Source organism: Benzoatithermus flavus (genome assembly GCF_037908215.1).
Taxonomy (GTDB): domain Bacteria; phylum Pseudomonadota; class Alphaproteobacteria; order Geminicoccales; family Geminicoccaceae; genus Benzoatithermus; species Benzoatithermus flavus.
This window is the reverse complement of sequence record NZ_JBBLZC010000005.1, coordinates 1-25,032: the sequence shown is the minus strand read 5'-3', so window position 1 is coordinate 25,032 and position 25,032 is coordinate 1. Positions and strand designations below refer to the sequence as shown.

The window sequence follows — 25,032 nt, the reverse complement described above, 5'->3', positions numbered from 1 at the left end:
GCCTGCCGGCCGAGGCAAGGATCATTGCCGATCCCGCTCCGGCGAGTCTGCGGGCACATGGTCGCCGAGATCGCGAAACAGATCGCGGATGATCCCCGGTACGAGCGCCGCCAGCGGGTTCACCGTGATCTCGGGTGCCGCCGGATCGCCTCTGACGCTGAAGGTGGCGGCCAGCGCCGCATCGGCCTCCCGGCCGCGCATGATATCCCCGACGATCGGCACCTGCCCCAGCATCCGGTTGAAGCCGTAGGCGGGTGCTACCGTCCCGTCGAGGACGATCGCGCGCGCGGCGAGATCGATGGCGCCGCTGGCACGCGCACCGATATCGGCACCGCGCAGACGTGCGTTCTCGATCTCGACCCGGCGGCCGCTCCAGACGAACGGCACGGAGAGCCGCTCGATCGGGATACCCTGCCCGCTGAGCGCGCTGGCGATGCCCTGAAACGAGGTCAGGGTGAAGATCCGGGCCAGAAGCGGCGAATCGAGCAGCCTGAAATCGCGCAAGCCCAGCTCGCCCGCGACCCGGCCCGAGGCCGCGCCGACTCCGGCATCGAGCGCGAGCCGTCCGCCCTCGATGCGCGTCTGCCGCATACCCAGAGCCTCGAGCAGCCCGCCGCCGTCGTCGGCGCGCACGGACACCTCGCCGCCGCGCTCGTCACCGCGATAGTCGAGGCTCGCCTGGGCACCGCCCTCGAGCTGCCCGCCGAGCCGGACCAGCCGCCAGGCCCGCCCGCTGCGCTCGAGCCGGCCGGCCACGGCCCGAAGCGGCGCCTCCGCGAGGCGGACCTCCGCGGCGCTGATCCCGAGATCCAGGGGCGGCAGGGGTGTGTCTTCCGGCCCTCCGCTCGCGATACGCTCGCGCCAGGCCCTGAGATCGAGCCGCCCCGCCTGGACCAGACCCGAGACGGTGCCGTCGTCGCGCTTGACGAGCTGTGCTGTGAGATCGCTCCCGCCGATCTGCAGCCGCTCCAGCTCGAGGCGGCGCCAGTCGAAAGGATCGGTGCGGATGCCGGCTGCCGCCTCGAGCGCCAGCCCCGGAAAGCCGACGGCGACGTGCTCGACGTCGAGCCGGTCGGGAGCGGACTGCATCGCGGTCGCGGCGACGTGCCCCGTGGTGCCGGCCGGCTTCGCGAGCCCCAGCTTCGGCAAGCTCAAGGTGGCCGGGGTCAGGTCGAGATCGAGCTCGACCCGCCTCGCCCCCTGCCACGGCGCCGTCACGGTGGCGCCGGCACCGACCGTCCCTAGCAGGAAATCCGGCCAGGGCACGGCGAGCCGCCCGGCCGCTGCCGCGTCGATGTCGCCCGCGACCGTGATGCGCCGCCGCCAGGGACCGCCCCGGACCAGGCGTTCCTGCCAGTCGAGACGCGCCGGCACGCCCGCGACCCGGACCGTGCCCCGCAGCCTCAGCGCGGCCTCGTCGCCGGCGAGCGTCAGCTCGGCGCCGCTCGCGGCGAGGTTCCGGAAGGCATCGGTGAGGCCGGCATCGTGGAGCGCCGCGTCGAGCGTGAAGCCGACCTCCTTCGGCTCGATGCCGCGATGCAGCGGCAGCCGCAGGCCGAGCCGGCCTTCCACCTGCCCGCCGACACGGGCCGGATCGATCCCGGCCTTCGTGGGAAGGCGCAGACGCTCGCCGTCCAGCATCTGCAAGGCCGAGCGCAAGGGGCCGCTCAGGCGCAGCTCGGCGGTCAGCCGGGCCGGCACGTCGGGAACGGCGACGTCCTCGATCGCGAGCGAGCCGCTTTTCAGCTCGACCTCGTCGATGCGGCCGCTTTGCAGGGTGAAGTCGAGGCGACTCGGCGTCAGAAGCCCGTCGCCCGCGACGTCCTGCGCCGGCGCCATCCCGTCGAGCCAAGTGAGCGTGGCCCCGCCGAATCCGAAGGCGAGGCTCGCTGCGACCGGCTCGCCGCTCTGCTCCCAAGGCAGCGGGGCGGTCAGCCCGAGGCGGGCCTGTCCGGCCCGGCCACCCGCGACGTGCGCGGCGAACCACGCCCGGGCCTTCGACGCCTTCTGCAGCGGCCAGAAGCGTGCGATCCCGGCCGCATCGAGATTCCGGGCCTCGATCGCGGCGTCGAGCCGAAACGCCTTCTGGTCGAGCACGAGCTCACCGCTCGCTCTCAACCGGACCTCGCCGCTCGCGAGCTCGGCGTCGCGGATGGTCGCCATCTGCCAGCCCGCCGCGATCTCGCCCGCCACGTCCGCCCGCTCCGCGGTCAGCGTCTCCGCGAACATCTCGGGCCAGCGGAGCGTCATCCCGCTGGCGCTCAGGCGGAAGCGGCCGGGACCGGGCTCGAGGGCCGACAGGCTCAGACTGGATTCGAGCCGGCCGGAGAACCGGCCCTGCAGCGCCCCCGCCGGTAGGAACGGCGCCAGGCCGGCCAGCGCCTGTGCGGGGACTTGATCGAGAACGAGCTGGAAGCGCTGCTCTTTGGCACTCGGACCCGGTGCCACGGCCAGCACGGCGCGCCCCGCCAGCGCACCCTCGCCCACCTCGGCGCCGAGGCTGGCCCGCCAGCCCGCATCGTCGTGCTCGAGCCGAAGCTCGGCGGCGCGCGCCGTGAACGTCCGGCCGCTCGGCTCGTCCTCGAAGCGCAGCGTGGGTGCCGCGATCCGGATCACCTGCAGGCGCTGCAGGCGAGGGTCCCCGGCCTCGGGCGCCCCGGCGAGGAGGCTCGTCAGGCCCTCGCTGCCCGTCGCCTGCAGGAGCGGCAGGGTGGCGAGCTGACCGGCGAAGCCGAGCTCGAGCCGCCGCGGGCCGGTGCGCGCCAGCTCCATCCGCGGCAGGTCCAGCACGAGCTCGACCGGTACCAGCGCCTGCTGGAGCAGAAGAGCCGCCGCATCCACCCGGATGCCGGCGCGAGGAGCCTTCAGCACGAGCTGGCCGGTACGGCTCTGGAGCTCGAGGTCGCGCACCGTCAGTGCGAAGGTGTCGCTCTCGCCCGACCAGGCCAGTGCCGGATCGGCGAAGCGGACAGCGAACGGGCTGCCGCGCGCCACGAGCCGCTCGAGCGATGCCTGGAGCGCCGCGAGCGAGAGAGGCCCCTGCTCCAGACGCCAGAACAGGCCCGCGACGATGCCCGCCGCCAGCGCCAGCGCCAGCAGCAGCATCGCCACGAGGGGCCGCACGATCCTCCTCACCGGCACCGACCCCGTCTCCTCCGGGCACCCGGCCATGACGCTTGACCCCGCCCGTCCGTCCCAACAATCTGCCCCGGCTTCGGTTCAGCCTACCAGGAATGGCCCGATCTTGAGCACCTCCGTCCTGTCACGGCCCCGTGTCGCCGATGCGGCCATGGCCGAGCGCGGCCTGAAGCGCTGGCAGCTCCTCGCGGAAGCCAGCAGCGACCGGGAGCTGGCCGCGTTCGTGCGCGATACCCTGGTGCCGGGCTCGGCCGCGCACGCGCTCCTGGAAGGGGTGTTCGGCAGCAGTCCGTTCCTGAGCGAATGCCTCGTGCTCGAGCCCGGCGTGCTGCGGCTCCTGCTCGAGCGCGGTCCGGACGAGGCCCATGCCGTGCTCCGTGCCGAGCTCGATACGGTACCGGTCGGCGACCGCACGCGCCTGATGATGGCCCTGCGGCGGCAGCGGCGGCGGCACGCGCTCCTGATAGCACTCTGCGACCTCACGGGCGCCTGGAGCCTCGAGCAGGTGACGGCGGCACTGACGGAGCTCGCCGACCGCTCGGTCCAGCTCGGCCTCGACCATCTGCTGCTCGAAGGAGCGAAGCGCGGCGAAATCGCGCTCGTAAACGAGGTGGCCCCGGCGGAAGGCGCGGGCATCTTCGTCCTCGGCATGGGCAAGCACGGGGCGAGGGAGCTCAACTTCTCGAGCGACATCGACCTCATCGTCCTGTTCGACGAGGAGCGACTACCCTACCGCGGGCCGGAGAGCGGGATCGCGTTCTGCGTGCGGCTCACCCGCGGCCTCGTCTATCTGCTCGAGACCAGGACCAAGGACGGCTACGTCTTCCGCACGGATCTTCGCTTGAGGCCGCACCCGCCGGGCCATCCCCTCGCACTTTCGAGCGAGGCCGCCGAGATCTACTACGAGCGGCACGGCCAGAACTGGGAGCGCGCGGCGCTGATCAAGGCGCGCGTGGTGGCGGGCGACCGGGTGGCGGGCGAGCGTTTCTTGAAGACCCTCGTCCCGTTCATCTGGCGCAAGCATCTCGACTACGCCGCGATCCGCGACATCCACTCGATCAAGCGCCAGATCAACGCGCATCGCGGCTACGGCACCATCCGGGTGCTCGGCCACGATCTCAAGGTCGGCCGCGGCGGCATCCGCGAGATCGAGTTCTTCGCCCAGACCCAGCAGCTCATCCTGGGCGGCCGGGTGCCCGAGCTGCGCCTGCCGCAGACCTGTGCGGCACTCCGGGCACTCGCGGCGCGGCGCTGGGTCGACGAGGCGGCCGCGGCCGAGCTGACCCGCTGCTACGAGATCCTGCGCTCCCTCGAGCACCGAGTGCAGATGGTGGCGGACAAGCAGACCCAGGCCCTGCCGGAGCGGGAGGCCGACTTCCAGAAGCTCGCGGCCTTCGCGGGCTTCGCCGATGCGGGCGAGCTCGAGCGGCTCCTGCTCGACACCTTCCTCACGGTCGAGCGCCATTACGCGGCCCTCTTCGAGAGCGAGCCCGATCTGGGAGCCGGGGGCAGCCTCGTCTTCACCGGCACCGCGGACGACCCGGAGACGCTCAAGACCCTGGCCGAGATGGGCTTCAAGGAGCCGTCGCAGATCTCGGCCCGGATCCGCGAGTGGCACCACGGCCATATCCGCGCCACGCGCAGCACGCGCGCCCGCGAGCTCTTGACCGAACTCATGCCCTCGCTGCTCAAGGCCCTCCAGCAGCAGCCGGACGGCGATGCCGCGTTCCGTCTGTTCGACGAGTTCGTGACCGGCCTGCCCGCGGGCGTGCAGCTCTTCTCGCTGTTCCGCGCCAACCCCGAGCTCCTGAAGCTGCTTACCGACCTCATGGGCACGGCCCCGCGCCTCGCCCGGCACCTGAGCCGGAACGTCGACCTGTTCGACGCCATGCTCACCCCGGACTTCTTCGAGCGCCTGCCGGGCCGCCCGATGCTCGAGGCGGAGCTGCGCTCGAAGCTCGCCGATGCGCGCGATCTGCAGGACATCCTCGACATCTGCCGCCGCTGGGCGCACGGGCGGCAGTTCCAGGCCGGTCTGCAGGTGCTGCTCGGCATCGCTCCCGCCGGGGCCGCGTCACGAGCTCTCGCCGCCATCGCCGAGGTGGTGATCGCAGCCCTCCTGCCCGCGGCCGAAAGCTGGCTCGTGGCCCAGCACGGGGCGATCGAAGGGGGGGCCTTCGCCGTCATCGGCCTCGGCAAGCTGGGCTCGCACGAGCTGACCGTGGGCTCGGACCTCGACCTCGTCTTCGTCTACGACGCCGCCGAGGATGCCGTATCCCAAGGTGCGAAGCCGCTGCCGGCCGCCACCTACTATGCGCGGCTGGGCCAGCGCCTCGTGAGCGCCCTTACCGCCAAGACCTCGGAAGGCCAGCTCTACGAGATCGACATGCGCCTGCGGCCCTCGGGCAATGTAGGTCCGGTCGCGACCTCGCTCGCGAACTTCGCCCGCTACCACGCCGAGACGGCGCAGACCTGGGAGCAGCAGGCGCTGACCCGGGCGCGCGCCATCGCCGGCGATCCCGCCTTGTGCCGGAAGGTCGAGGACGCGATCTGGGCCAATCTCGCCCGCCCGCGCGAGCCCGGCCCCTTGGGCCAGGCCGTGCGCGCCATGCGCGAGCGGATCTTCAAGGAGCACGGCAGCGAGGACCCCTGGAACCTCAAGCACGCGCGCGGCGGCATCGTCGAGATCGAGTTCACGGCGCAGTACCTGAAACTGCTCCACGCCCATGCCGTGCCGGGCCTGCGCACGACCGAGACGCAGGTGATCTTCGCCGTGGTGCGCGACGAGGGTCTGCTGCCGCCCGACGAGGCCGAGGGTCTCGCCCGGGCCCATGCGCTCCACCAATGCCTCCAGGCCGTGCTCCGTCTCTCGCTCAGCGATCGGTTCGAGCCCAAGGCGGCCCCGCCGCGGCTTTTGGAAGCGCTCGTGCGCGCCGCGGCCTTGGCCCTCGAAGGCGAGCCGCCGCCCGAGGATTTCGCGACCCTCGCCCGGCGGCTCGTTGAAAGCCAGGCCGACGTGCGCCAGATCTTCGCTCGTCTCTGCCCGCCGGCCTAGCCGTCGGCGTGGCTCGCTCGAGGAGGGGAACAGGCATGAGCGGCATCGCGGAAGGCTCCACCGCACCTTCGTTCGACCTGCCCAGGGACGGCGGCGGCCGTATCCGCTCCGCCGACCTCCAGGGCAGGCCCTACGTCGTCTACTTCTATCCCAAGGACGACACCTCGGGTTGCACCAAGGAGGCGATCGGCTTCGCTGCCGCGTACGACCAGTTCCGGACCGCGGGTGTCGAGGTGATCGGCGTCTCGAAGGACGGCGTCGCGAGCCACGACCGATTCAAGGCCAAGCACGGGCTCCCCTTCCCGCTCGCCTCGGACGAGACGGGCAGCCTGGTCGAGGCCTATGGCGCGTGGGTCGAGAAGTCGATGTACGGCAGGAAGTACATGGGCATCGACCGCTCGACCTTCCTCGTCGGCCCCGACGGGCGGATCGTGAAGGCCTGGCGCAGGGTGAGCGTGCCCGGCCACGTCGAGGAGGTGCTGGCGGCGGCGAAGGTACTCGCGGACAAGGCAGCCGCTTAGGCCTGTTCGGATCGTCGGCAGGGGGCACGGGATGGCCATGTCGGCTGGCCGACAACCGTCCGCCCCACCTGAGCCGACGGGCGGTGCAGCGGGCCGTTGCGGGCGCTCGAGCCGGAGGAACGGGCGCTCGGTTGATACGAGAGTTCAAAACCATGCGCTAATCCACTGTCTTGCCAAGAGAACTGCCTGATCCTAGATTGCAGCCTCCAACAAGGGTTCAGCGGGGATCATGGACAGGATGACAGGTCGCTCCCAGCCCACGGTGCTGCTGGCGGAGAGCACGCTCCTCATCGCCCTCGCCCTCAGCGAGACGGTGCAGGACCTGGGCTATCGCGTGCTCGGCCCGGCCCGCTCGGTGCGCGAGGCCTTGATACTGGCGCAGCGGCAGCGGCCCGAGCTGGCACTTTTCGACGCTGAGCTCGCGGACGGCTCGGCGGCGCCGCTGGCCAAAGCCCTGCGTGGCCTGCGGGTGCCGTTCGCACTGGTCACGGCGCACGATCCGGCCTGCCTCGAGGAGCCCGTGCTGCGGACCGCGCCCTGCATCGCCAAGCCCTATACCGGAGAGGAGATCGCGGCTGCGTTGCGCTGGCTCCACATGGAGCACCAGCCAGCCTGACCTGTGCCGGGAGCAGGCGATACATACGCCAGAGGCGGGCAGCCTGCCTCACGGACGGTGCCCGATGGCGCGCCCGCACTGCTGCCACCGGGGCCTGGATCAGGCGACGGAGCCGGATCGGCCCGGATGGCTCAGATGCGGACCGAAGGGCAGATCGGCCGGTGGAGCCCCGGTCTGGTGAAAGCGCTGCACGAGGCGCACCACCTCGGGCAGCAGCTCGGCCGCGAACGGCTTGTCCGGGCAGCAAGCCCGATCTCGGGCCGGCACAGGCCTTCACCATGCGCGGTGACGAACAGGACGACGATGGTCACGGGATACCCGCCGCAGCGAGAGCCGCCCGAGAAAGAAGGGATGGCCGGAGCCGTCCAGAGAGACAGGTAGGCAAGAGACAGGGCGGCGAGCCGGGTTGTTCCGACCCGCAGCAGCAGCGACGACACTCCCGTCGGCGACGCCGGCGACGACCGGCTGCTCGACGGTGCCGGCCCGCCCCTCATCAGCACCGATCTTACCTAGGTGATCTGCAGCACTGGCCCGGTCGCATCGCCGGCCGGACTTTCTGTCCGTGACCACGAGCGCCGTCGCACGCAGCGCATCGGACCATCCGTGGCGATCCTCCGCGAACGGGACATCGGAGACGATCCCGAAGCCGCATGTCCGTCACGATGGACCGAAGCCTGACGCGACGCGCTCCTCGGCAGACAAGCCTGCCCGGACAGGGTCGGGAGGGATGAAGAAAGCCAGCCATGTCGAGAGAGGTGGATGCCCGGGGTGGATTCGAACCACCACTGACGGAGCCAGAATCCGTAGTCCTACCATTAGACGACCGGGCAGCCGCGGGCGTGTGATTAGGGGGGAAGCGCCCCCCTGTCAAGCGCCTAGCGCGGATCTTGCGCTTCGGCATGCGCGGCCAGGAGCGCGTCGAGGCGGGCGAGGCACGCGGCGCGGTCGGGGGCGAAGTCCGCCTCCTCCCAGAAGGTGCGCACGGCCTCGAGCAGCCGGCCGAGAGCCGGCCCGGGGTGCACGCCGCGGACGAGGAGGTCGGCGCCGCCGATCGGGAAGGGCGGCGCCCGCCACGTCGCGGCGAGCGTCAGGCAGGCCTCGGCATCCGCGGGATCGGCCCGATCCAGGGCCACGGCGAGGCGGACGAGGTCGGTATAGCGCTCGGCGCCCAGGCGATGGATGGCGAGCCGCTGCGCCCTCGGCGGTGCCGCCGTGTCGGGAAGAGGCAGAAGCAGCAGGTCGTACAGCCGCCTGGCCTCGGCGTTGGAAAGCCGCAGCCGATCGGCCAGCCGCCCGATGCTTTCGGGATCCGCGGTAGCGTCGCGTACCATGGCGGCGAGGCGCAAAAGCGGGTCGGCCCCAGGATAAGCCTCGATCAGCCGTTTCAGCCGGTCGGGCCGCACGGGCCAGGGTACCACGCGGGCGAGCACGCCGGTGGCCTGCATCAGACGGAACGCTTCGACGACGCGCGGTGTCCGGAGGATGCGGAACAGCTCCTGGCGCACGCGCTCGCCCGAGAGCCGGTCGATGCCGTGGGCGAGCTCGGCGCAGGCCGCGAGCGCCTCCGGGTCGGCCGGCGGGCGGCCGAAGCGGGCATAGAAGCGGAAGAAGCGCAGGATGCGTAAGTAATCCTCGGCGATCCGCGCCCTCGCCTCGCCGACGAAGCGCACCCGGCCGGCGAGGAGGTCGGCACGGCCGCCGAACGGGTCGTAGAGGCGCCCCTCGCCGTCGCAGCTCATGGTGTTGATGGTGAAGTCGCGCCGGGCGGCATCCTCGACGAAATCGTCCGTGAACGCGACCTCGGCGTGCCGGCCGAAGCAGGCGACGTCGCGGCGCAGCGTCGTGATCTCGTAGGCGTGCCGTCCGCACAGCGCCGTCACCGTGCCGTGCTTGAGGCCGGTCGGGATCACGCGAATACCGGCGGCCTCGAGCAACCCCATGACCCGCTCGGGCGGCTCGGGTGTGGCGATGTCGAGGTCGGCGACGTCGAGCTCGGGATGGATCACCGCATCGCGCACGCAGCCGCCCACGAACCGGGCCGGCCGGCCGTCGGCCGTGAGGGCGGCGAGCACGCGCCGGCTCTCCGGGGCCGTGAGCCAGGCCGCGTGCACGCGAACGGGTGCGGGAAGCTCAGTCATGTCGGCCCACCTTCGGCCGCACCTCGCCCGGAACGATGCGGCCGCCCTCGACATGCGGCGGGACGTAGACGCCGCCGGGCGCGAAACCTTCGGTGAAGGCGAGTGAGACGAGGCCGAGAATCACGAGCAGGATGCCGAAGGCGATCAGCATGTACCAGGGCGTGCGCTCGAGGAAGGAGCGGCCGCGGGTCACGAGGAGCCGGTAGGCGAAGAAGGCGGCGAAAGGCGCCAGGAACGGCAGCGCCACCTCGAGCAGGAACCGGAGCAAGCAAGAGCCCTCTCATCCGGCGAGGAGGCGCGCGAAGTTGACCAGGATTCCGGCCGTGGCACCCCAGATGTAGCGGTCCCGATAGGGCAGGACGTAGAAGTGCCGGCGCTCGCCGTTCCTGACGTAGCTGTCGCGGCGGTGGTTTTGGGGCTCCAGCACGAAGCCGAGCGGCACCTCGAACACCTCGGCGACCTCGAACGGGTCGGGAGCGAACGTCACCGGCGGCTCGATCCAGCCGACGATGGGATGGATGCGAAAGCCGGTGATCGTGTCGTAGTGGCGCAGGCCGCCCAGGACCTCGACCTTCTCCGGGGCGAGGCCGATCTCTTCGAACGCCTCGCGCAAGGCGGCGGCGGCCGGGCCCTCGTCCTCGGGCTCGATGCGCCCGCCCGGCAGGCTGATCTGGCCGGCATGGTCCTTGAGGTGCGCGGTGCGCTGGGTGAGGACGACGTGCGGGCCGTCGGTCCGCGCCACGAGCCCGAGCAGCACGGCGGCGGGGGTGCGCGTCTCGGGCGCCATCCTTTGCGCGTGGCCCTCGTCGCCGGTGAGCCAGCCTCTGGCGTCAAGCCCGCCGCCTGCCGCCTGCAGTCGGCGCCGCAGGCTCTCCCGATCCGGCAGATCGGCCCTCGCCATCGTCTCCGCAGCCACCGTCGTCATCCGTCCACCGAGCCCAGCGGAAAAAACCGGCCGGCGCTCCAGACACCGACCACGTCATCGTGACCGTCCGGAGCCGGTTCGGCAAGCTCTACCAGATGGTAGAAGACGGATCGCGATACTCGCGCCTCGAGCTGATCACGTACCGTGACATAAGGAATCCGGGCTCCATCGAGCGCGGGCGCCAGGCGCAGAGGGTGCGCCGCGTCGAGCGGCACCCACTCGTCGAGGTTGGTGCGCAGCTCGATCCGCTGCGCAGGACCCTCCCCTTCGCTCCGCAGCTCGACCACAACGAACGGGACATCCTCGACCTCGATCCGTCCCTGCTCCACGGGGGTGACGAGCCAGTAGCTCCCGTCGGGTGCCCGGCGCAGCACGGTCGCGAACAGCTTGACGAGCGGCAGCCGCCGGATCGGCGAGCCCTGATAGTGCCACGTCCCCTCACGGTCGATCCGCATCGCGAAATCGCCACAAGCACGCTCTCCGCGCGCGATGGCCGCGAGGACGGCTTCCGGATCGAACGGCTTTCTCGCCAAGGGACCTCACCCGAATCGGCTTTACGTGAAATCAACTTGCCGAACCCTATCTAAGGAGGCAGCGTCTGGGAATCCAGCGAGAGCCCTTTGCCCGGGAAGGACCGTGTGCCGACCAGCATCTTCGAGGGCGACGACATCGCCCGAGCCGTCGAGGCGACCATCGAGAAGCTCGATCAGGTCAAGCGCGAGATCGGGCAGGTGATCTTCGGTCAGGAGCGCGTGATCGAGGAGACCCTGATCACGCTCCTGGCCGGGGGCCATGCGCTCCTCGTGGGCGTGCCGGGCCTCGCCAAGACCAAGCTCGCCGAGACCCTGGGCACGGTGCTGGGCCTCGTCGAGAAGCGCGTCCAGTTCACGCCCGATCTCATGCCGGCCGACATCCTGGGCTCGGAGGTCCTGGACGATCCCGGCACGGGCCGGCAGAATTTCCGCTTCATTCCGGGCCCGATCTTCGCCCAGCTCCTCATGGCGGACGAGATCAACCGGGCGAGCCCGCGCACGCAGGCCGCCCTTCTCCAGGCGATGCAGGAGCGCAAGGTCACCGTGGCCGGGCACGATCACGCGCTGCCCACGCCCTTCCACGTGCTCGCCACCCAGAACCCGATCGAGCAGGAGGGAACCTATCCTCTGCCCGAGGCGCAGCTCGACCGGTTCTTCATGCAGGTCAACGTCGATTATCCCAGCGCCGAAGCCGAGCGGCGGATGATGATCGCGACCACGACCGGAGCCGAAGCGCAGCCGCGGCGCGTGCTCGACGGCCCGACGCTGCTCGCGATGCAGCGTCTCGTGCGGCGCATGCCGATCGGCGACCAGCTCATCGACCTCATCCTGCGCCTCGTGCGCGCCGGCCGGCCCGAGAACGACGCCATTCCCGGCCTCGGCCAGCAGATCGCCTGGGGTCCCGGACCGCGCGCGAGCCAGGCGCTCATGCTCGCCGTGCGGGTGCGGGCGCTCCTCAGCGGGCGGCTCGCCCCCTCGGTCGAGGACGTGCTCACGCTGGCCCCGCCCGTACTGCGCCACCGCATGGCGGTGAGCTTCGCCGCCCGTGCCGAGGGGATCACGGTGGACGACGTCGTCGAGCGCCTGTGCCGACATGTCGCCTGACGCCGCGGCCAGCCTGCGCACCCGAGCACCGCGCCTGCGTCAGGCCGCGGAGAGCCTGAACCAGCGCCTGCCCTCGCTCCTGGTCGAGGCCGAGCGCGTCTCGGCCACGGTAGTACCCGGCGTGCACGGGCGGCGGCGCACCGGGATGGGCGAGACCTTCTGGCAGTACCGCCAGTATCAGCCGGGCGATGCCGCGAGCGAGATCGACTGGCGCCAGTCGGCACGCTCGCGGCATCTGTTCGTGCGCGAGCAGGAATGGGAGGCGGCCGAGACGGTCTGGCTGTGGTGCGATCTCTCGGCCTCGATGGCGTTCCGCTCCGGCCCGAAGCTGCCGCTGAAATGGGAGCGGGCGGTGCTGCTGACGCTGGCTCTGGCGGGCCTCCTCGTCAGAAGCGGCGAGCGGATCGCCTTTCTCGGCGGCGGCGAGCGGCCGGCCGGCGGGCGCTACGGCATGGAGAGCCTCGTGCGCTGCCTCCTGCGGGCGGGCGACGAAGGCGCTTCCGAAGCGCCGCTGCCGCCGCTGCCGCGGCACGCCCGCCTGATCCTGATCTCGGACTTTCTCCTGCCGCTCGAGCGGCTGCGCCAGCGCTTCGGGCAGTACGGCGCTCTTGGTGCCCGCGCCGGGCTGCTTCAGATCCTCGATCCGGCCGAAGAGCTCCTGCCCTACGAGGGCCGGGTCCTGTTCGAGGGAACCGAGCAGGAGGGCAGCGCTCTTATCGATCGTGTCGGCGGCATCCGCAGCCGCTACGCCGCACTGGTGCGCGCCCATCGCGAGGCGCTGGCCGGGCTCGCCGGGCGGCAGGGCTGGCGGTTCACGGCGCACCGGACCGACCGCACGGCGGAGACGGCGCTCCTGGCCCTGGTCGGGATGCTCGCACCGCGTATGGTGACCTGACGATGCTCGATCTGGGCCTTCTGGGCTTCACCCAGCCCTGGCTCCTTCTCGCGGGCCTGGCGCTGCCGGCCTTGTGGCTGCTCCTGCGCGTCACCCCGCCTGCCCCGCGGCGCATCGCCTTTCCGCCGTTCCTGTTCCTTCTCGGGCTCGTCAGCCGCGAGCAGACCCCGGCGCGCACACCTTGGTGGCTGCTCCTTCTGCGGCTCGCGATCGCCGCCCTCTTGATCCTGGCCCTCGCCGGGCCGGTGCTGAACCCGGCCCCGCGCTTGGGCGGCAGCGGGCCTCTGCTCCTCGTGCTCGACGACGGCTGGGGCGCCGCCAAGCGCTGGAACCAGCGCCTCGCGGTGGCGCGCGATCTCCTGCAGCAGGCGGAGCGCGAGAACCGTCCGGTGCTTCTGCTCCGCACCGCGCCGACGACGGACGGTGTCAGGCTCGAGTGGCGCACCGCCCGCGCCGCGCTCGAAGAACTGCCGGGCTGGCAGCCGCGGCCCTGGCCGGTCGATCGCGAGGCGGCGCGCGGCGCGCTGGCGGATGCCGGCGTGAAGACGGCGACCGTCGTCTGGCTCGCGGACGGGCTCGCCGAGACGCCGGCGGCGCGGGCGGAGGCCGAGCGGCTGGGCGAGGCGCTGCGGCGGCTGGGGGTGGTGCGGGTCCGAGCCGATGCGCCGGCCGATCTGCCGGCGACCTTGCGCCTGGGCGAGCCCGGCGCCACGCGGCTCGACGTCGAGCTCGCGGCGGTGCCGGCCGAGAGCCCACGCTCGTTCGAGGTCCTCGCCATGGGCCCCAACGGCGAGTCGCTGGCGCGCCAGCCGGTCGCGCTGCCGCCGGGCGAGGGCAAGGCCGCGGCGAGCCTCGATCTCCCGGCCGATCTGCGCAATCGGATCGCCCGGCTCGAGCTGGCACCTTCTCAAGGTGTCGGCGGAACCTTCCTTCTCGACGAGCGCTGGCGGCGGCGCACCGTGGGCCTCGTGGGCCCCGCAGGCCGGACCGAGGACCAGCCGCTCCTGGCCGAGTTCTACTTCATCGACAAGGCGCTCCGGCCTTTCGCCGAGATCCGCGAGGGTGCCATCACGGACCTGCTCGGGCAGCCGTTGTCGCTCCTCGTCATGGCCGACAGCGGCCGGCTCGATCCGCAGGAGCGCGAGAAGCTCGAGGGCTGGATCGCGGGCGGCGGCGTGCTTCTGCGCTTCGCCGGTCCCAAGCTCGCCGCGAGCGGCGACGACCTCGTGCCGGTGCCGCTCCGTGCGGGGGATCGGATGCTGGGCGGCGCGCTCTCCTGGTCCGAGCCCTTGGGGCTCGCTCCCTTCCCGGCCGCCAGCCCGTTCGCGGGCCTGCCCGTGCCGGCCGAGGTCCGGGTCAGCCGTCAGGTCCTGGCCGAACCCGGTCCCGAGCTGGCACGCGCCACCCTCGCCTCGCTCGCCGACGGCACGCCGCTCGTCACCGGCACGAGGCGCGGCAAGGGCTGGCTGATCCTGATCCACACCACCGCCAACACGAGCTGGACCTCGCTGCCGCTCTCCGGCCTGTTCGTTCAGATGCTGGAGCGCGTCCTGGCCCTGGGCCAGGGCGCCGGCGGTGCCCTACGCTCGCCCCTGGAGCCGAACGAGGTGCTGGACGCTTTCGGCCGCCTGGGCGATCCGCGCGGCACCCTGCCCGCGATTCCGCCCGATGCCTTCGCTTCCACCCTGCCGGGGCCGCTCCACCCGCCCGGCCTCTACGCCCCGCTCGGTCGCAAGGAGGCCGCGACGGAGCTCGCCCGCTCGGCGCTCAACGTGCAGCGCGCCATTCCGGCTCTCCTCCCGCTCACGGCGGGTGCGACGGGGACGGTGGTCGAGCCTTACGCCCGCGCCGCCGAGCGTGAGCTCGGCCCCTGGCTCGTGCTCGCGGCTCTTCTCCTCGCTCTCGTCGATCTCGTCGTGGCGCTGGCGCTGCGAGGTCTCCTGCCGTCCCGTGTGCTCGGCCGTGCCGCCGGCACCGCGGCGGTGCTCCTGCTTCTGGCCCTGCCGGCCGCAGCACAGGAGAGTGGTCCCGGCGGGAGCACCGGCGACGACAGCCGGATCGTGGACCTCATCCGCGAGATGCGGCTCGCCTACGTCCTCACCGGCAAGGCCGACATCGACCAGGAGAGCGAGGCCGGCCTCAAGGGCCTCACCCGCGTTCTCGCCCAGCGCACGTCGGTGGAAGCGGCGGACCCCTGGCCCGTGGACGTCGCGAAGGACGATCTGGCACTCTTTCCCCTCCTCTACTGGCCGATCCCGCCCGACCATGCCGACCTCTCTCCCGAGACCATCGAGCGAATCGAGTCCTATCTGGCGCAGGGCGGCATGATCCTGTTCGACACCCGCGACGGTGCCAGCCTGCTGCCCGGTCAGGAGGGTGGCGGCCCCGGCGAGCAGCGCCTCGCCCAGATCCTGCGCGACATCGACCTGCCGCCCTTGATCCCGGTCCCGGCCGACCACGTGCTCACCCGCTCCTTCTACCTGCTGCAGGACTTTCCCGGCCGCTGGACCGGCCAGCAGGTCTGGGTGGATCAGGCAGCACCCGGCATCAACGACGGGGTGTCGAGCGTGATCATCGGCGCCAACGAGTGGGCCGGCGCCTGGGCCGAGGACGACAACGGCGAGCCGCTCTATCCCGTGGTGCCGGGCGGCGAGACCCAGCGCGAGATGGCGCGCCGCTTCGGAGTCAACCTCGTCATGTACGCGCTCACCGGCAACTACAAGACCGACCAGGTCCACGTGCCGGCGCTTTTGGAGCGTCTCGGCCAATGAGCGCCTTCAGCCTCGTCCTCGACCCGCATCTCCCCTGGTGGCTCCTCGCCGCGCTGACAGCAATCGGCCTCGTGCTCGTCGCGTTCTCGTTCTGGCGCCGGGCCCGAGGTGCGGTCTGGCGGCTCCTGTTCCTGACCCTGCTTCTCCTCTTCCTCGCGAACCCGATCCTGCGCCGCGAGGAGCGGGCACCCCTCGACGATCTCGTGCTGCTCCTCGCCGACCGCTCGCCGAGCCAGAGCCTGGGCGATCGCCCGGCCCAGCTCGCTGAGGCCGAGCGTGCTCTACGCGAGCGTCTCGCCCACATGCCGGGGATCGAGCTGCGCGAGGTTCCGCTCGAAGGCGAAGCCCGGCAGGGCACCAGGCTGTTCTCGCGGCTGAACGAGGCCTTGGCGGAAAGCGACCGCGCGCGGCTGGGGGCGGTGATCGCGCTGACCGACGGCGAGGTCCACGACGCTCCGGCCGATCCCGCGACCTTCGACGGCCCGGCACCGCTGCACGTGCTCCTCACCGGCCGGCCCGGCGAGAGCGACCGCCAGCTCACGATCGAACAGGCGCCGAGCTTCGGCGTGGTGGGTGAGCAGCAAGCGCTCGTGGTGCGGGTCGAGGATGGCGCTCTCGGCAGCGACGGCACCGTGCCGGTCACGCTGCGCCAGGATGGCAGGGTCGTGAGCCGGCTCGCGGTGAAGCCGGGCGAGCCGACCAGGATCCCCTTCAAGCTCGACAAGGCCGGCACCACCGTCCTCGAGGCCGAGGCTGCCGTCCGCCCCGGCGAGCTCACGACGCTCAACAACCGCGCCGTGGTCGAGGTCAGCGGCGTGCGCGACCGCCTGCGCGTGCTCCTGGTCTCGGGCCAGCCCTATCCGGGCCTGCGCGTCTGGCGCAATCTCCTGAAGGCCGATCCGGCGGTCGATCTCGTCCACTTCACCATCCTGCGCCCGCCCGAGAAGCAGGACGGCACGCCGATCCGGGAGCTGGCGCTGATCGCTTTCCCCTCGCGCGAGCTGTTCGAGGTCAAGCTCAACGAGTTCGACCTCATCATCTTCGACCGTTACTCCCGCCGCGGCCTTCTGCCCTCGGTCTATCTCGAGAACGTCGCCCGCTACGTCGAGAAAGGGGGGGCTCTCCTCGAGGCCTCGGGCCCGCAGTTCACCGAGCCCATGAGCCTCTACCGCACCCCGCTCGCCCGCGTGCTGCCGGGCCGGCCCTCGGGCGAGCTGTTCGAGCGCGGCTTCAAGCCCACCCTCACCGAGGTCGGCCGCCGCCATCCGGTGACGGCAGGCTTGGGGCCGGACGGCGGCGAGCCCCCGTGGGGGCGCTGGTTCCGCCAGGTCGACGTCGAGGCCGAGGACGCACAGGTGCTGATGACCGGCGTCGCCGACCGGCCACTTCTGATCCTGAAGCGTGTCGGCGAGGGCCGGGTGGCGCAGCTTCTTTCCGATCATGCCTGGCTCTGGGCGCGCGGCTTCGAGGGTGGCGGCCCGCAGGCGCTGCTCCTGCGCCGCCTCGTCCACTGGCTGATGAAGGAGCCGCAGCTCGAGGAGGAGGCACTGCACGCCCGCTCGTCGGGCGACGAGATCCTGGTCGAGCGCCAGTCGCTCGAGAGCAGACCCGTGGATGCCACCGTCACCACGCCCTCGGGCAGGGAGCAGCCGCTGCATCTGGTACCCGAGGCCGACGGCGTCGCCCGCGCCCGCTTCAAGGCGGAAGAGGACGGTGTCTACCGCATCGCCGCCGGCGAGCACACGGCCTACGTCTCGCCGCGTCCGATCGCCCCCGTCGAGCTCGCCGACATGCGCGCCACCGACAGGATCGTCGCTCCCTTCGCCGAAGCCAGCGGCGGCACGGTGCGCTGGCTCGCCACGGACGGCGTTCCCGATCTCCGCCGCATCGAGCCCCACCGCCGCGCCTTCGGCCGCGGCTGGCTCGGCATCGAGCACAAAGGCGCCTACCGTGTGCTGGGCATGAGCGAGACTCCGCTCCTGCCGGCCTGGCTGGCGCTGGCGTTCCTGCTGGGCGCTGCCACCGTCGCCTGGTGGCGGGAGGGGCGAAGCTGATCTCCTCCCCTTCCTGCCCGGGCTGCCGATGGATCTCGTGCCCATGCTCGACCGGCGGCTGGCCGGTGACGATGGCCGCGCCGCGGTCGTGGCGATCGTCCACGATCTCCAGCGGGTCGCGGCGCGGCGATGCGCGGGGCGAGGCCCCGCCGTCGGGGACCGGCGGCGGTACCCGGGTGAGGTTCTTCTCGAGCAGGCGTGGCACGCGGCGGTAGAGCGCCGATCGGTCGTCGCGGTAGGCCTCGTGGCCGGGCGCGCAGGCGATCCGGCTCTGGCCCACCCCGGGGCGGGTCGACGCGCAGCAGGTTCTGCCGGCGGTCGATCCGGCCGCCTGGCGCAGGGCCGCGAACTCGGGCCGGGTCACCAGCCGCTCGTTCTCGCGCGGTGGTCTCGTGCTCGAGCAGGAGCGCCGGGCGCTTCTCGAAGGCAAGCGCCGCGAGACCGGGCTAGTGGTGCTGCGCGGCGAACGCCTCGGCCATGGCGGTGCGGCCCGGCGCCGGCAGGCGCGCGGGGATGGGTGAGCATCGGATCGCCCTTGCTCGGTGGCCGTAGCCCTGGCCGCGGATGTTGGCGTGTCGCGGGGGCTCGGCGTCGCGCGGCTTCCTGATCCGCCTCGGCAGGATCGAGCGGCCGTGGTGCACAAGCGAGATCCTGATGGGTGCGGTTGAACCGCGCCGGGCTTCCCGAAGGCTCCGCTTTGGGACGGATGCAGCCATGGGAACGACGGAGCCGTACCCGGCGGAGCCGCGCGCGCCGTCCGCCTCGGACGCGAGCAGGAAGAGGAGCACGCCGCGCAGGCGGCGGCGATCCGCGGCGCCGGCGCGGACGAAGCGTGCCGTCCGGCGGCGCGGGCACGTCCGCCGGGTCCGGGGGGCGGACTTCGGCGTCCACGGCGTGCGCGAGATCTGACGGCGGGAGGGCGTCGCCCGTCGCACCGTGGCCCGGCCGAGACGCGCCATGGGCCCCGAGGGCGTGGTGCGCGGCAGGGAGCGCCGCACCACGCGCGCCGCCAGCACCCGGCCCGGCCGACCGGGTGAACCGGCGGTTCCGGGCGCGGCACCCGACCGCGCTCGGGCTCGCGGCCTGCACGTGCGTGGCGACCCGGCAGGGGTTCGCCCGTGTGGCCCGCGTGATCGCCGCCTGCGCCCGGCGGATCGTCGGCGGGCGGGGGGCACCCCCGGCGCGGGCCGGCTCGGTGCCCGACGCGCCGGCGCTGCACGCGCGTGCTCCCGTGCCGGGCGGCGGGCTCGTCCACCACCGCGATCGCGGGGCAGTCCCCGTCGATCCGCGACACCGAGCGCCTGGCCGGCCGGGCGGGCACGCCCGACGGGATCGCGCCTGCCGTCGGCAGCGTCGGCGACAGCCGTGCCGCGGCCGCGGCCGAGCCGATCGATGGCCGGTTCGAGACCGCGGTCGGGCGGCGGTGCGGGCCTGGGTGCGGCGTGGCGGCGGTCGAGCTCGCCACCCTCGCCCGGGGCGACCGGCTCGGCCACCGCCGCCGGCCCGGGCCGATCGGGAACGTGCCGCCATGCCGGGCTGGCGGCGCCCGCCGCGGCGGCGCAGTCGCCAGACGAAACCGCCTCCGGCAATCCCGGCGCGGTTCAACTACGTCATCGTGCTTGATCTCGCACAAACGGCCGGCCATGAACCCCGTCATGTGCGCGACCTCACTGATGATCCAGGGTACTTGCTCGAATGCCGGCAAGTCGCTCCTCGTGGCAGGCCTCTGCCGAGCTTTCGTGCGGCGGGGTCTCGTCGTGCGGCCGTTCAAGCCGCAGAATATGAGCAACAACGCCGCCGTGACCGCCGATGGCGGCGAGATCGGTCGTGCCCAGGCGCTGCAGGCGCGAGCCTGCGGGGCAGCGCCTTTGGTCGATATGAACCCCGTGCTGCTGAAGCCCGAGAGCGAGACCGGGGCCCAGGTCGTGGTGCGAGGGCGAGTCCTGCGGAGCTGCAGCGCTCGCGACTATCATGCGTTGAAGCCGCAGCTCCTGCCCGCCGTGCTCGAGAGCTTCGCACGGCTCCGGGCTGCGGCCGATCTCGTCATCGTCGAAGGTGCAGGCAGCCCGGCCGAGATCAATCTGCGGACCGGCGATATCGCCAACATGGGCTTCGCCTGTGCGGCCCGCGTGCCAGTCGTACTCGCAGGCGACATCGAGCGCGGCGGGGTGGTCGCTCAGCTCGTGGGTACGGTGGCGCTGCTCGAGCCGGAAGAGCGGGCGCTGCTGCGGGGCTATATCGTCAACAAGTTCCGTGGTGATCCTTCCCTGTTCGATGGCGCTCACCCGATCATTACGGCCCGAACCGGGCTCGAGCCGTTGGGTGTGGTGACCTGGTTCGAGCGAGCCCGCGATCTTCCCAAGGAGGACATCCTGGGTCTGGCCGAGCTCGCCGGTGGCGCTCGTGCCGCAGAGGGCGAGCGGCCGATCACGATCGCCGTGCCACGCCTGCCGCGGCTCGCCAACTTCGATGATCTCGATCCGCTCGTAGCCGAACCGAACGTGCATGTGCGCATCCTCGAGCCGGGGCAGCCTCTGCCGCCCGAGACCGACCTCGTCCTCCTCTCCGGCAGCAAGGCGACGCTCGCCGATCTCGCAGCGCTTCGTCGCGAAGGATGGGACGTCGACATCCTGGCTCATGTGCGGCGTGGCGGCCGGGTGCTCGGCCTGTGCGGCGGCTATCAGATGCTTGGGCGGTGGATCGCGGACCCCTTGGGTCTCGAGGGTGCTCCAGGCGAGGCGCCGGGGCTGGGCCTGCTCGAGGTCGATACCGTGCTCGAGCCCGTGAAGACACTGGCCTTGCGGGAGGCCGAGGAACTCGCGACCGGCGAGAGGATGCAAGGCTACGAGATCCACATGGGTCGCACCGACGGGCCGGGCCGTTCCCGCCCCATGCTGCGCATGGGCAGGGACTTCGATGGAGCTGTGAGCTCGGACGGACGGGTAATGGGCTGCTACCTCCACGGTATCTTCGCCGCCGATGGCTTTCGCCGCGCGTTCCTCGACCGTATCCGACGACGGACGGGGGAGGAGGTGGCCTACGAGGCACGGATCGAGGCAGCGCTCGATGGGCTGGCTGCCCATCTCGAGCGCTGCCTCGATCTCGATCGGCTGCTCGCCATCGCGCGGGCCGACGACAGGCTCAGATGCTGACCGAAAGAAGCAGAGCGAGCAGGAGCGCGATGACCGCCAGCCACCAAGCGGCCCAAGCGAGCGCCACGGCACGGCGGATATCGGTAGCATCGACCTCGCTCCTCCCGTGGCCCATCCAGCCATCGGCCACCACCACTCCACCATAGACGCGCGGACCTGCCAGCCGCAGACCGAGGGCAGCCGCCATCGCCGCCTCCGGCCAACCGGCGTTGGGCGAGCGGTGCTCGGGCGCATCTCGCAGCATGATGCGGATGGATGAAGAAAATCTTGCCTGCCGCCAAAAGGTGCCAGCGCAGCAGAGCAGGAGGCCGGTGAGCCTCGCCGGGATCAGGTTCATGAGATCGTCGAGGCGCGCGCTGGCCCAGCCGAAGGCACGGTAGCGCTCGCTCTTGTGGCCGATCATGCTGTCCAGCGTGTTGACCGCCTTGTAGGCGAGCAGACCCGGCAGCCCGGCCACGACCATCCAGAACAGCGGTGCCACGACCCCATCCGACAGATTCTCGGCCAGCGATTCGACCGCGGCCCGTCCGACTCCGGCCGCATCGAGCCGCTCCGGGTCGCGGCCGACGATCATGGACACGGCCTTGCGACCCTCGGCAAGGCTCTGCTCGAGCCCCGTCGCCACGGCAGCGACGTGCTCGACCAGGCTGCGCTGAGCCAGAAGGGTGCTCGCAAGCAGTCCTTCCAGCAGCCATCCCCCTGGCATGATCCGGAGACCGAGATGGAGGATGAAGCCGAGCCCCGCAGCGCCCATGGTGACGATGATCAGCAGGATGATACCCATGATGCGCTTCCGTCCTTCGGCTGCCACGGGCACGAGAAGGCGGGCCTCCAGCCAACCGATGCTGCGTCCGATCAGCACCACTGGATGAGGCACGCGACGATAGAGCCAGCCCGGCTCGCCGAAAAGCGCATCGCAGGCGAGGGCGATGAGGAGCGTCGGCAGCAGCCAGAGTGGGAACTCGAGAAGCATTCGCTCTCCACTAGCGCAATGGTAGAAATCCGTCGGGCGAGGACGGATGTTAACGGATCGCTCATTTCCGGCCTTTATGCTCGCCGACGGGATGGTTGAGAACAGTCGCGCCGTCCGCTGCGCGGGGGAGAGGAGAGCTCATGGTCGCTCGCCGATGGCCGAGCCGACTTCGATGCTTCTGGCAGGATCGGCGCGGCAATGCGGCGATGGTGTTCGCGCTCGTGCTTCTGCCTCTCACCGCCGCGGCCGGCATCGCGGTCGACTCCATGCTGGCCTATACCGTCGAGAACGAGCTGCAGAAGTCCCTCGATGCCGCGGGCTTGGCGGCAGGTCGCACCATCGATCCCGCCGATGTCGAGGCGGACGCGCGTTCCTTCTTCGCGAGCAATTTCGGCGCCGGTCCCGACCTCGCCGCCTTGAGCAATCTTCGAGTCGATATCGCCCAGGCCGACGGGCAGATCACGCTGACCGCTACCGCCCGCATGCCCACCACCTTCATGCGCCTGTTCGGCCGAGACTCCGTGACGGTCAGCGCCCGAACGGTGGTGAACCGCCAGACGCGCGGCATGGAGCTCGTGCTGGTGCTGGATACCACCTACTCGATGATGTCGAGCAACAAGATCACCGGCCTCAAGACCGCCGCCACGGAGCTGCTCGACATCCTCTACGGTGATCGCGAGACCGTGCCCAACCTGTGGGTCGGCGTCGTGCCCTACATCGCCGCCGTCAACGTCGGCACGGCGAACATAGGGTTCCTTGCGGCCAGCGACCGGGCCCGGGCGGCGCCGCCGACAGCCTTCAGCCCCGACACGTGGGGCGGGTGCGTGCTGGCCCGCGCGGCGCCGCGCGACCAGAACGACGATCCACCCAGCATCGCGGCGTTCCGCAGCTATCTCTACCCGGATACGCCGAGCGGCCCGAGCTCGAGCTTCATCAACGACTGGGGTTCGCCGCGCGTGCCGCCCACGCTCCGCCAGATCCGGTATTCCGGCGGCGTCCCCTACATGACAGGCTATGGGCCCAACGCGGGCTGCCCGCCCGCGATCACGCCGCTGGTAGCCGAGAAGTCGCGCATCATCGCGGCGATCCAGGGATTGCTGCCCGAGGCGCGGGGCGGGACGCTCACCAGCGAGGGTGTCGCCTGGGGCTGGCGCGTGATCTCACCGCGCTGGCGGGGCCTGTGGGCCGGATCGCCGTTCAACCTGCCGCTCGCCTATGGCACGCCGAACATGGACAAGGTGATGGTGGTGCTCACCGACGGCGACAACCAGATGCTGGTGAGCAGCTACAACGGGAACCTGGTATCGCCCTATACCGCCTATGAATCGCATGTGACGCTGAACAGCTACACGACGAGCGCCACCCAGGCCGAGCTCGACCGGCGCACACGCAACGTCTGCAGCAATGTCAAGGCGCAGGGGATCGTGCTCTACACGATCACGTTCGGCAGCGCCCCGTCTGCCACGGGACAGGTGTTGATGCGCGACTGCGCCACCGATGCCGCGCACTATTTTCACTCGCCCGACAACGCCACCTTGCGCACCGTGTTCAAGAGCATCGGCAGCCAGCTCAGCAACCTGCGGCTCGCCCGCTGACCGCCATGCGCAAACACCTCCGATCCTTCGCGCGCGATCCGGCGGGAAACGCCATCGTCGAGTTCGCGCTGGTGATGCCGCTGCTCCTTCTCCTGATCGTGGGCAGTTTCGAGCTCGCGATCATGCTCCTCGTCGGCGGCAGCCTGGAGGCAGCGGTGCTCGCCGCCTCGCGTTACGGAGCCACGGGCTACGAGGGCGGCGGTGTCAGCCGCGAGGCTCGTATCCGGCAGATCATCGGCGAGCGCACGTTCGGCCTGGTCGATCTCGATCGAGCGACCATCGAGACGCTCGTCTATCCGAGCTTCAGCGACATAGGTCACCCGGAGCCGTTCACCGATGCGAACGGGAACGGTCGATACGATGCCGGCGAGCCGTTCGTCGATACCAACGGCAATGGCCAGTGGGATCGGGACATGGGCCGTCCCGGCACCGGCGGCGCCTGCGACGTCGTGCTCTACGTCGTGACCTACGATACCGGCCCGATCACGGGCCTGCTCCAGCCGATCATGGGGCGGATCACCCATCGTGCTTCCGTCGCGGTCCGCAACGAACCTTATGGTGGCACACCGTGCTGAGAGCTGCTGCGGATGGGCATTTGTGGCGTGACCGCCACGGGCTCGTGGCCGTGGAGTTCGCCCTCGTGCTCCCCATCCTGCTCCTGCTCACCTTGGGTGTCGCGGAGATCGGCCGCTTCCTGCTCCTGGACCTGAAGCTGCAGCACGCCGCCGACACGATGGCCGATCTTGTCTCACGGGAGACGACCCTGAACTCCGCATCCTTGCACCGCATGTTCGATGCGGCACAATACATCGTTCAACCGTTCGATCTGACGCGAAGAGGCGTCGTCATCGTGAGCGGCGTAGGGGTCGACAATGGCAGCCCGCCAACCGTCCTTTGGCAGGAGAGCGGCGCCGGTAGCCTCGCTGCCGCGAGCGCGATCGGGAGTGCGGGCGGTCGAGCGACCCTGCCGGCGGACCTGATCGTGCGCGACGAGGACACAGTCATCGTCGCCGAAATCTGTTTTCGTTACCAAGGATGGCTCATGCGTATCATCCCCGATACCGTGCTACGTCGGGCGGCGTTCTACCGCCCTCGTCTCGGCAGGCTGCGGAGCCTGGGCTGAGCTCGAGTTTGGCCCTCGGACAGCGTGGCAGAGGGCGTAGGCGATGCCGGGCGAAGCACCGGATGGAGTTTCATCCATCTCGGCCTGGCGTCGCGACAGAAGCAAGCCGGAGGTCGGCATGGCTCGCCCGTCGAGACCGCGCTTGCAGGCGAGCTTCGGCCTCGAGCATATCGAGCGCACGTATCAGGATCGTCTCCGTCGGCAAGTCGAGAATGCTGCTGCGCGCCATGACTGCGGCCTCGCAGGACCGCTGCGAATCCTCGCGTATGCCATCTTCCTCCCCGCCGATCGGAACCCGATGCAAGCACCGCCGATCGCCGCCTCGCGAGAGCAGCAGGCGAGCTCCGTATCGCCGCATCCGGGGGTAGCGTCCATGGAGGTGGTGGAAATTCGCTGCCCGTGCGGGTGTCGGGCGAGGCGGTCATCGGATCGGTGGTCT

The 25,032-nt window shown here is 71.2% G+C and carries 17 protein-coding genes and 1 tRNA gene; 11 read left to right on the top strand and 7 right to left on the bottom strand.

The genetic code is table 11. The annotated features are described in order from the left end of the window. Positions 1–21 precede the first annotated feature (21 nt). On the bottom strand, positions 22–3,123 hold the full coding sequence (locus U1T56_RS06410; protein ID WP_418158622.1) for a YhdP family protein: 3,102 nt from the start codon (positions 3,121–3,123) through the stop codon (positions 22–24). Positions 3,124–3,244: 121 nt separating this feature from the next. On the opposite strand from U1T56_RS06410, the gene U1T56_RS06405 reads away from it, so the two are divergent. From U1T56_RS06405 to U1T56_RS06395, 3 genes are all read left to right on the top strand, one after another. Continuing rightward, the gene (locus U1T56_RS06405; protein ID WP_418158621.1) at positions 3,245–6,193 is read left to right on the top strand and encodes a bifunctional [glutamine synthetase] adenylyltransferase/[glutamine synthetase]-adenylyl-L-tyrosine phosphorylase; all 2,949 of its coding nucleotides are present in this window, start codon (positions 3,245–3,247) and stop codon (positions 6,191–6,193) included. 35 nt (positions 6,194–6,228) lie between these two features. Next, positions 6,229–6,714 (top strand): peroxiredoxin, encoded by a 486-nt coding sequence (locus U1T56_RS06400; protein WP_418158620.1) that lies wholly within the window; start codon positions 6,229–6,231, stop codon positions 6,712–6,714. Between the two features lie 238 nt (positions 6,715–6,952). Continuing rightward, on the top strand, positions 6,953–7,330 hold the full coding sequence (locus U1T56_RS06395) for a response regulator (RefSeq protein ID WP_418158619.1): 378 nt from the start codon (positions 6,953–6,955) through the stop codon (positions 7,328–7,330). Between the two features lie 756 nt (positions 7,331–8,086). On the opposite strand, the gene U1T56_RS06390 is transcribed toward U1T56_RS06395, so the two are convergent. The 5 genes from U1T56_RS06390 to U1T56_RS06370 form a co-directional block, all read right to left on the bottom strand. Further along, a tRNA-Gln gene (locus U1T56_RS06390) sits at positions 8,087–8,160 on the bottom strand. 45 nt (positions 8,161–8,205) lie between these two features. Further along, positions 8,206–9,468 (bottom strand): CCA tRNA nucleotidyltransferase, encoded by a 1,263-nt coding sequence (locus tag U1T56_RS06385; RefSeq protein WP_418158618.1) that lies wholly within the window; start codon positions 9,466–9,468, stop codon positions 8,206–8,208. Then, positions 9,461–9,736, bottom strand: a complete 276-nt coding sequence (locus U1T56_RS06380) for a DUF6111 family protein (RefSeq protein ID WP_418158617.1) — start codon at positions 9,734–9,736, stop codon at positions 9,461–9,463. Before U1T56_RS06380 ends, U1T56_RS06385 begins: the two co-directional genes overlap by 8 nt. A gap of 12 nt (positions 9,737–9,748) precedes the next feature. After that, positions 9,749–10,393, bottom strand: a complete 645-nt coding sequence (locus U1T56_RS06375) for a CoA pyrophosphatase (RefSeq protein WP_418158616.1) — start codon at positions 10,391–10,393, stop codon at positions 9,749–9,751. Further along, on the bottom strand, positions 10,390–10,926 hold the full coding sequence (locus tag U1T56_RS06370) for a DUF1285 domain-containing protein (RefSeq protein ID WP_418158615.1): 537 nt from the start codon (positions 10,924–10,926) through the stop codon (positions 10,390–10,392). Before U1T56_RS06370 ends, U1T56_RS06375 begins: the two co-directional genes overlap by 4 nt. Before the next feature lie 105 nt (positions 10,927–11,031). Here U1T56_RS06370 and U1T56_RS06365 point away from each other — a divergent pair, with 105 nt between their 5' ends. The 5 genes from U1T56_RS06365 to U1T56_RS06345 all read left to right on the top strand — a co-directional run bounded on the left by U1T56_RS06365 (position 11,032) and on the right by U1T56_RS06345 (position 20,902). Next, a complete protein-coding gene (locus tag U1T56_RS06365) occupies positions 11,032–12,030 on the top strand; it encodes an AAA family ATPase (RefSeq protein ID WP_418158614.1) in 999 nt (332 codons plus the stop codon). Then, positions 12,020–12,925, top strand: a complete 906-nt coding sequence (locus tag U1T56_RS06360) for a DUF58 domain-containing protein (protein WP_418158613.1) — start codon at positions 12,020–12,022, stop codon at positions 12,923–12,925. Before U1T56_RS06365 ends, U1T56_RS06360 begins: the two co-directional genes overlap by 11 nt. 2 nt (positions 12,926–12,927) lie before the next feature. Continuing rightward, a complete protein-coding gene (locus tag U1T56_RS06355; protein ID WP_418158612.1) occupies positions 12,928–15,696 on the top strand; it encodes a DUF4159 domain-containing protein in 2,769 nt (922 codons plus the stop codon). Further along, on the top strand, positions 15,693–17,750 hold the full coding sequence (locus tag U1T56_RS06350; RefSeq protein WP_418158611.1) for a hypothetical protein: 2,058 nt from the start codon (positions 15,693–15,695) through the stop codon (positions 17,748–17,750). The genes U1T56_RS06355 and U1T56_RS06350 overlap by 4 nt, the downstream gene beginning before the upstream one ends. Positions 17,751–19,405: 1,655 nt before the next feature. Beyond that, on the top strand, positions 19,406–20,902 hold the full coding sequence (locus U1T56_RS06345; protein WP_418158610.1) for a cobyric acid synthase: 1,497 nt from the start codon (positions 19,406–19,408) through the stop codon (positions 20,900–20,902). On the opposite strand, the gene cbiB is transcribed toward U1T56_RS06345, so the two are convergent. Further along, positions 20,892–21,875 (bottom strand): adenosylcobinamide-phosphate synthase CbiB, encoded by a 984-nt coding sequence (cbiB, locus tag U1T56_RS06340; RefSeq protein WP_418158609.1) that lies wholly within the window; start codon positions 21,873–21,875, stop codon positions 20,892–20,894. The two genes, U1T56_RS06345 and cbiB, sit on opposite strands and share 11 nt — an antisense overlap. A gap of 140 nt (positions 21,876–22,015) precedes the next feature. Between cbiB and U1T56_RS06335 the strand changes: the two genes are divergently transcribed. From U1T56_RS06335 to U1T56_RS06325, 3 genes are read left to right on the top strand one after another with little or no spacing between them, the layout of a single operon-like run. Then, on the top strand, positions 22,016–23,470 hold the full coding sequence (locus U1T56_RS06335; RefSeq protein WP_418158608.1) for a pilus assembly protein TadG-related protein: 1,455 nt from the start codon (positions 22,016–22,018) through the stop codon (positions 23,468–23,470). A 5-nt stretch (positions 23,471–23,475) separates the two neighbouring features. Continuing rightward, positions 23,476–24,045, top strand: coding sequence for a TadE/TadG family type IV pilus assembly protein (locus tag U1T56_RS06330; protein ID WP_418158607.1), 570 nt, complete (start codon positions 23,476–23,478; stop codon positions 24,043–24,045). Positions 24,046–24,065: 20 nt separating this feature from the next. After that, a complete protein-coding gene (locus U1T56_RS06325; protein ID WP_418158606.1) occupies positions 24,066–24,593 on the top strand; it encodes a TadE/TadG family type IV pilus assembly protein in 528 nt (175 codons plus the stop codon). Positions 24,594–25,032: the final 439 nt, after the last annotated feature.

What these genes read in the sequence shown, in the direction of transcription:
- U1T56_RS06400 (WP_418158620.1), top strand. Translation starts at nt 6,229, where the DNA reads ATGAGCGGCATCGCGGAAGGCTCCACCGCACCTTCGTTCGACCTGCCC.
- U1T56_RS06395 (WP_418158619.1), top strand. Translation starts at nt 6,953, where the DNA reads ATGACAGGTCGCTCCCAGCCCACGGTGCTGCTGGCGGAGAGCACGCTC.
- U1T56_RS06385 (WP_418158618.1), bottom strand. Translation starts at nt 9,468, where the DNA reads ATGACTGAGCTTCCCGCACCCGTTCGCGTGCACGCGGCCTGGCTCACG.
- U1T56_RS06375 (WP_418158616.1), bottom strand. Translation starts at nt 10,393, where the DNA reads ATGACGACGGTGGCTGCGGAGACGATGGCGAGGGCCGATCTGCCGGAT.
- U1T56_RS06360 (WP_418158613.1), top strand. Translation starts at nt 12,020, where the DNA reads ATGTCGCCTGACGCCGCGGCCAGCCTGCGCACCCGAGCACCGCGCCTG.
- U1T56_RS06355 (WP_418158612.1), top strand. Translation starts at nt 12,928, where the DNA reads ATGCTCGATCTGGGCCTTCTGGGCTTCACCCAGCCCTGGCTCCTTCTC.
- U1T56_RS06350 (WP_418158611.1), top strand. Translation starts at nt 15,693, where the DNA reads ATGAGCGCCTTCAGCCTCGTCCTCGACCCGCATCTCCCCTGGTGGCTC.
- U1T56_RS06345 (WP_418158610.1), top strand. Translation starts at nt 19,406, where the DNA reads ATGTGCGCGACCTCACTGATGATCCAGGGTACTTGCTCGAATGCCGGC.
- cbiB (WP_418158609.1), bottom strand. Translation starts at nt 21,875, where the DNA reads ATGCTTCTCGAGTTCCCACTCTGGCTGCTGCCGACGCTCCTCATCGCC.
- U1T56_RS06335 (WP_418158608.1), top strand. Translation starts at nt 22,016, where the DNA reads ATGGTCGCTCGCCGATGGCCGAGCCGACTTCGATGCTTCTGGCAGGAT.
- U1T56_RS06330 (WP_418158607.1), top strand. Translation starts at nt 23,476, where the DNA reads ATGCGCAAACACCTCCGATCCTTCGCGCGCGATCCGGCGGGAAACGCC.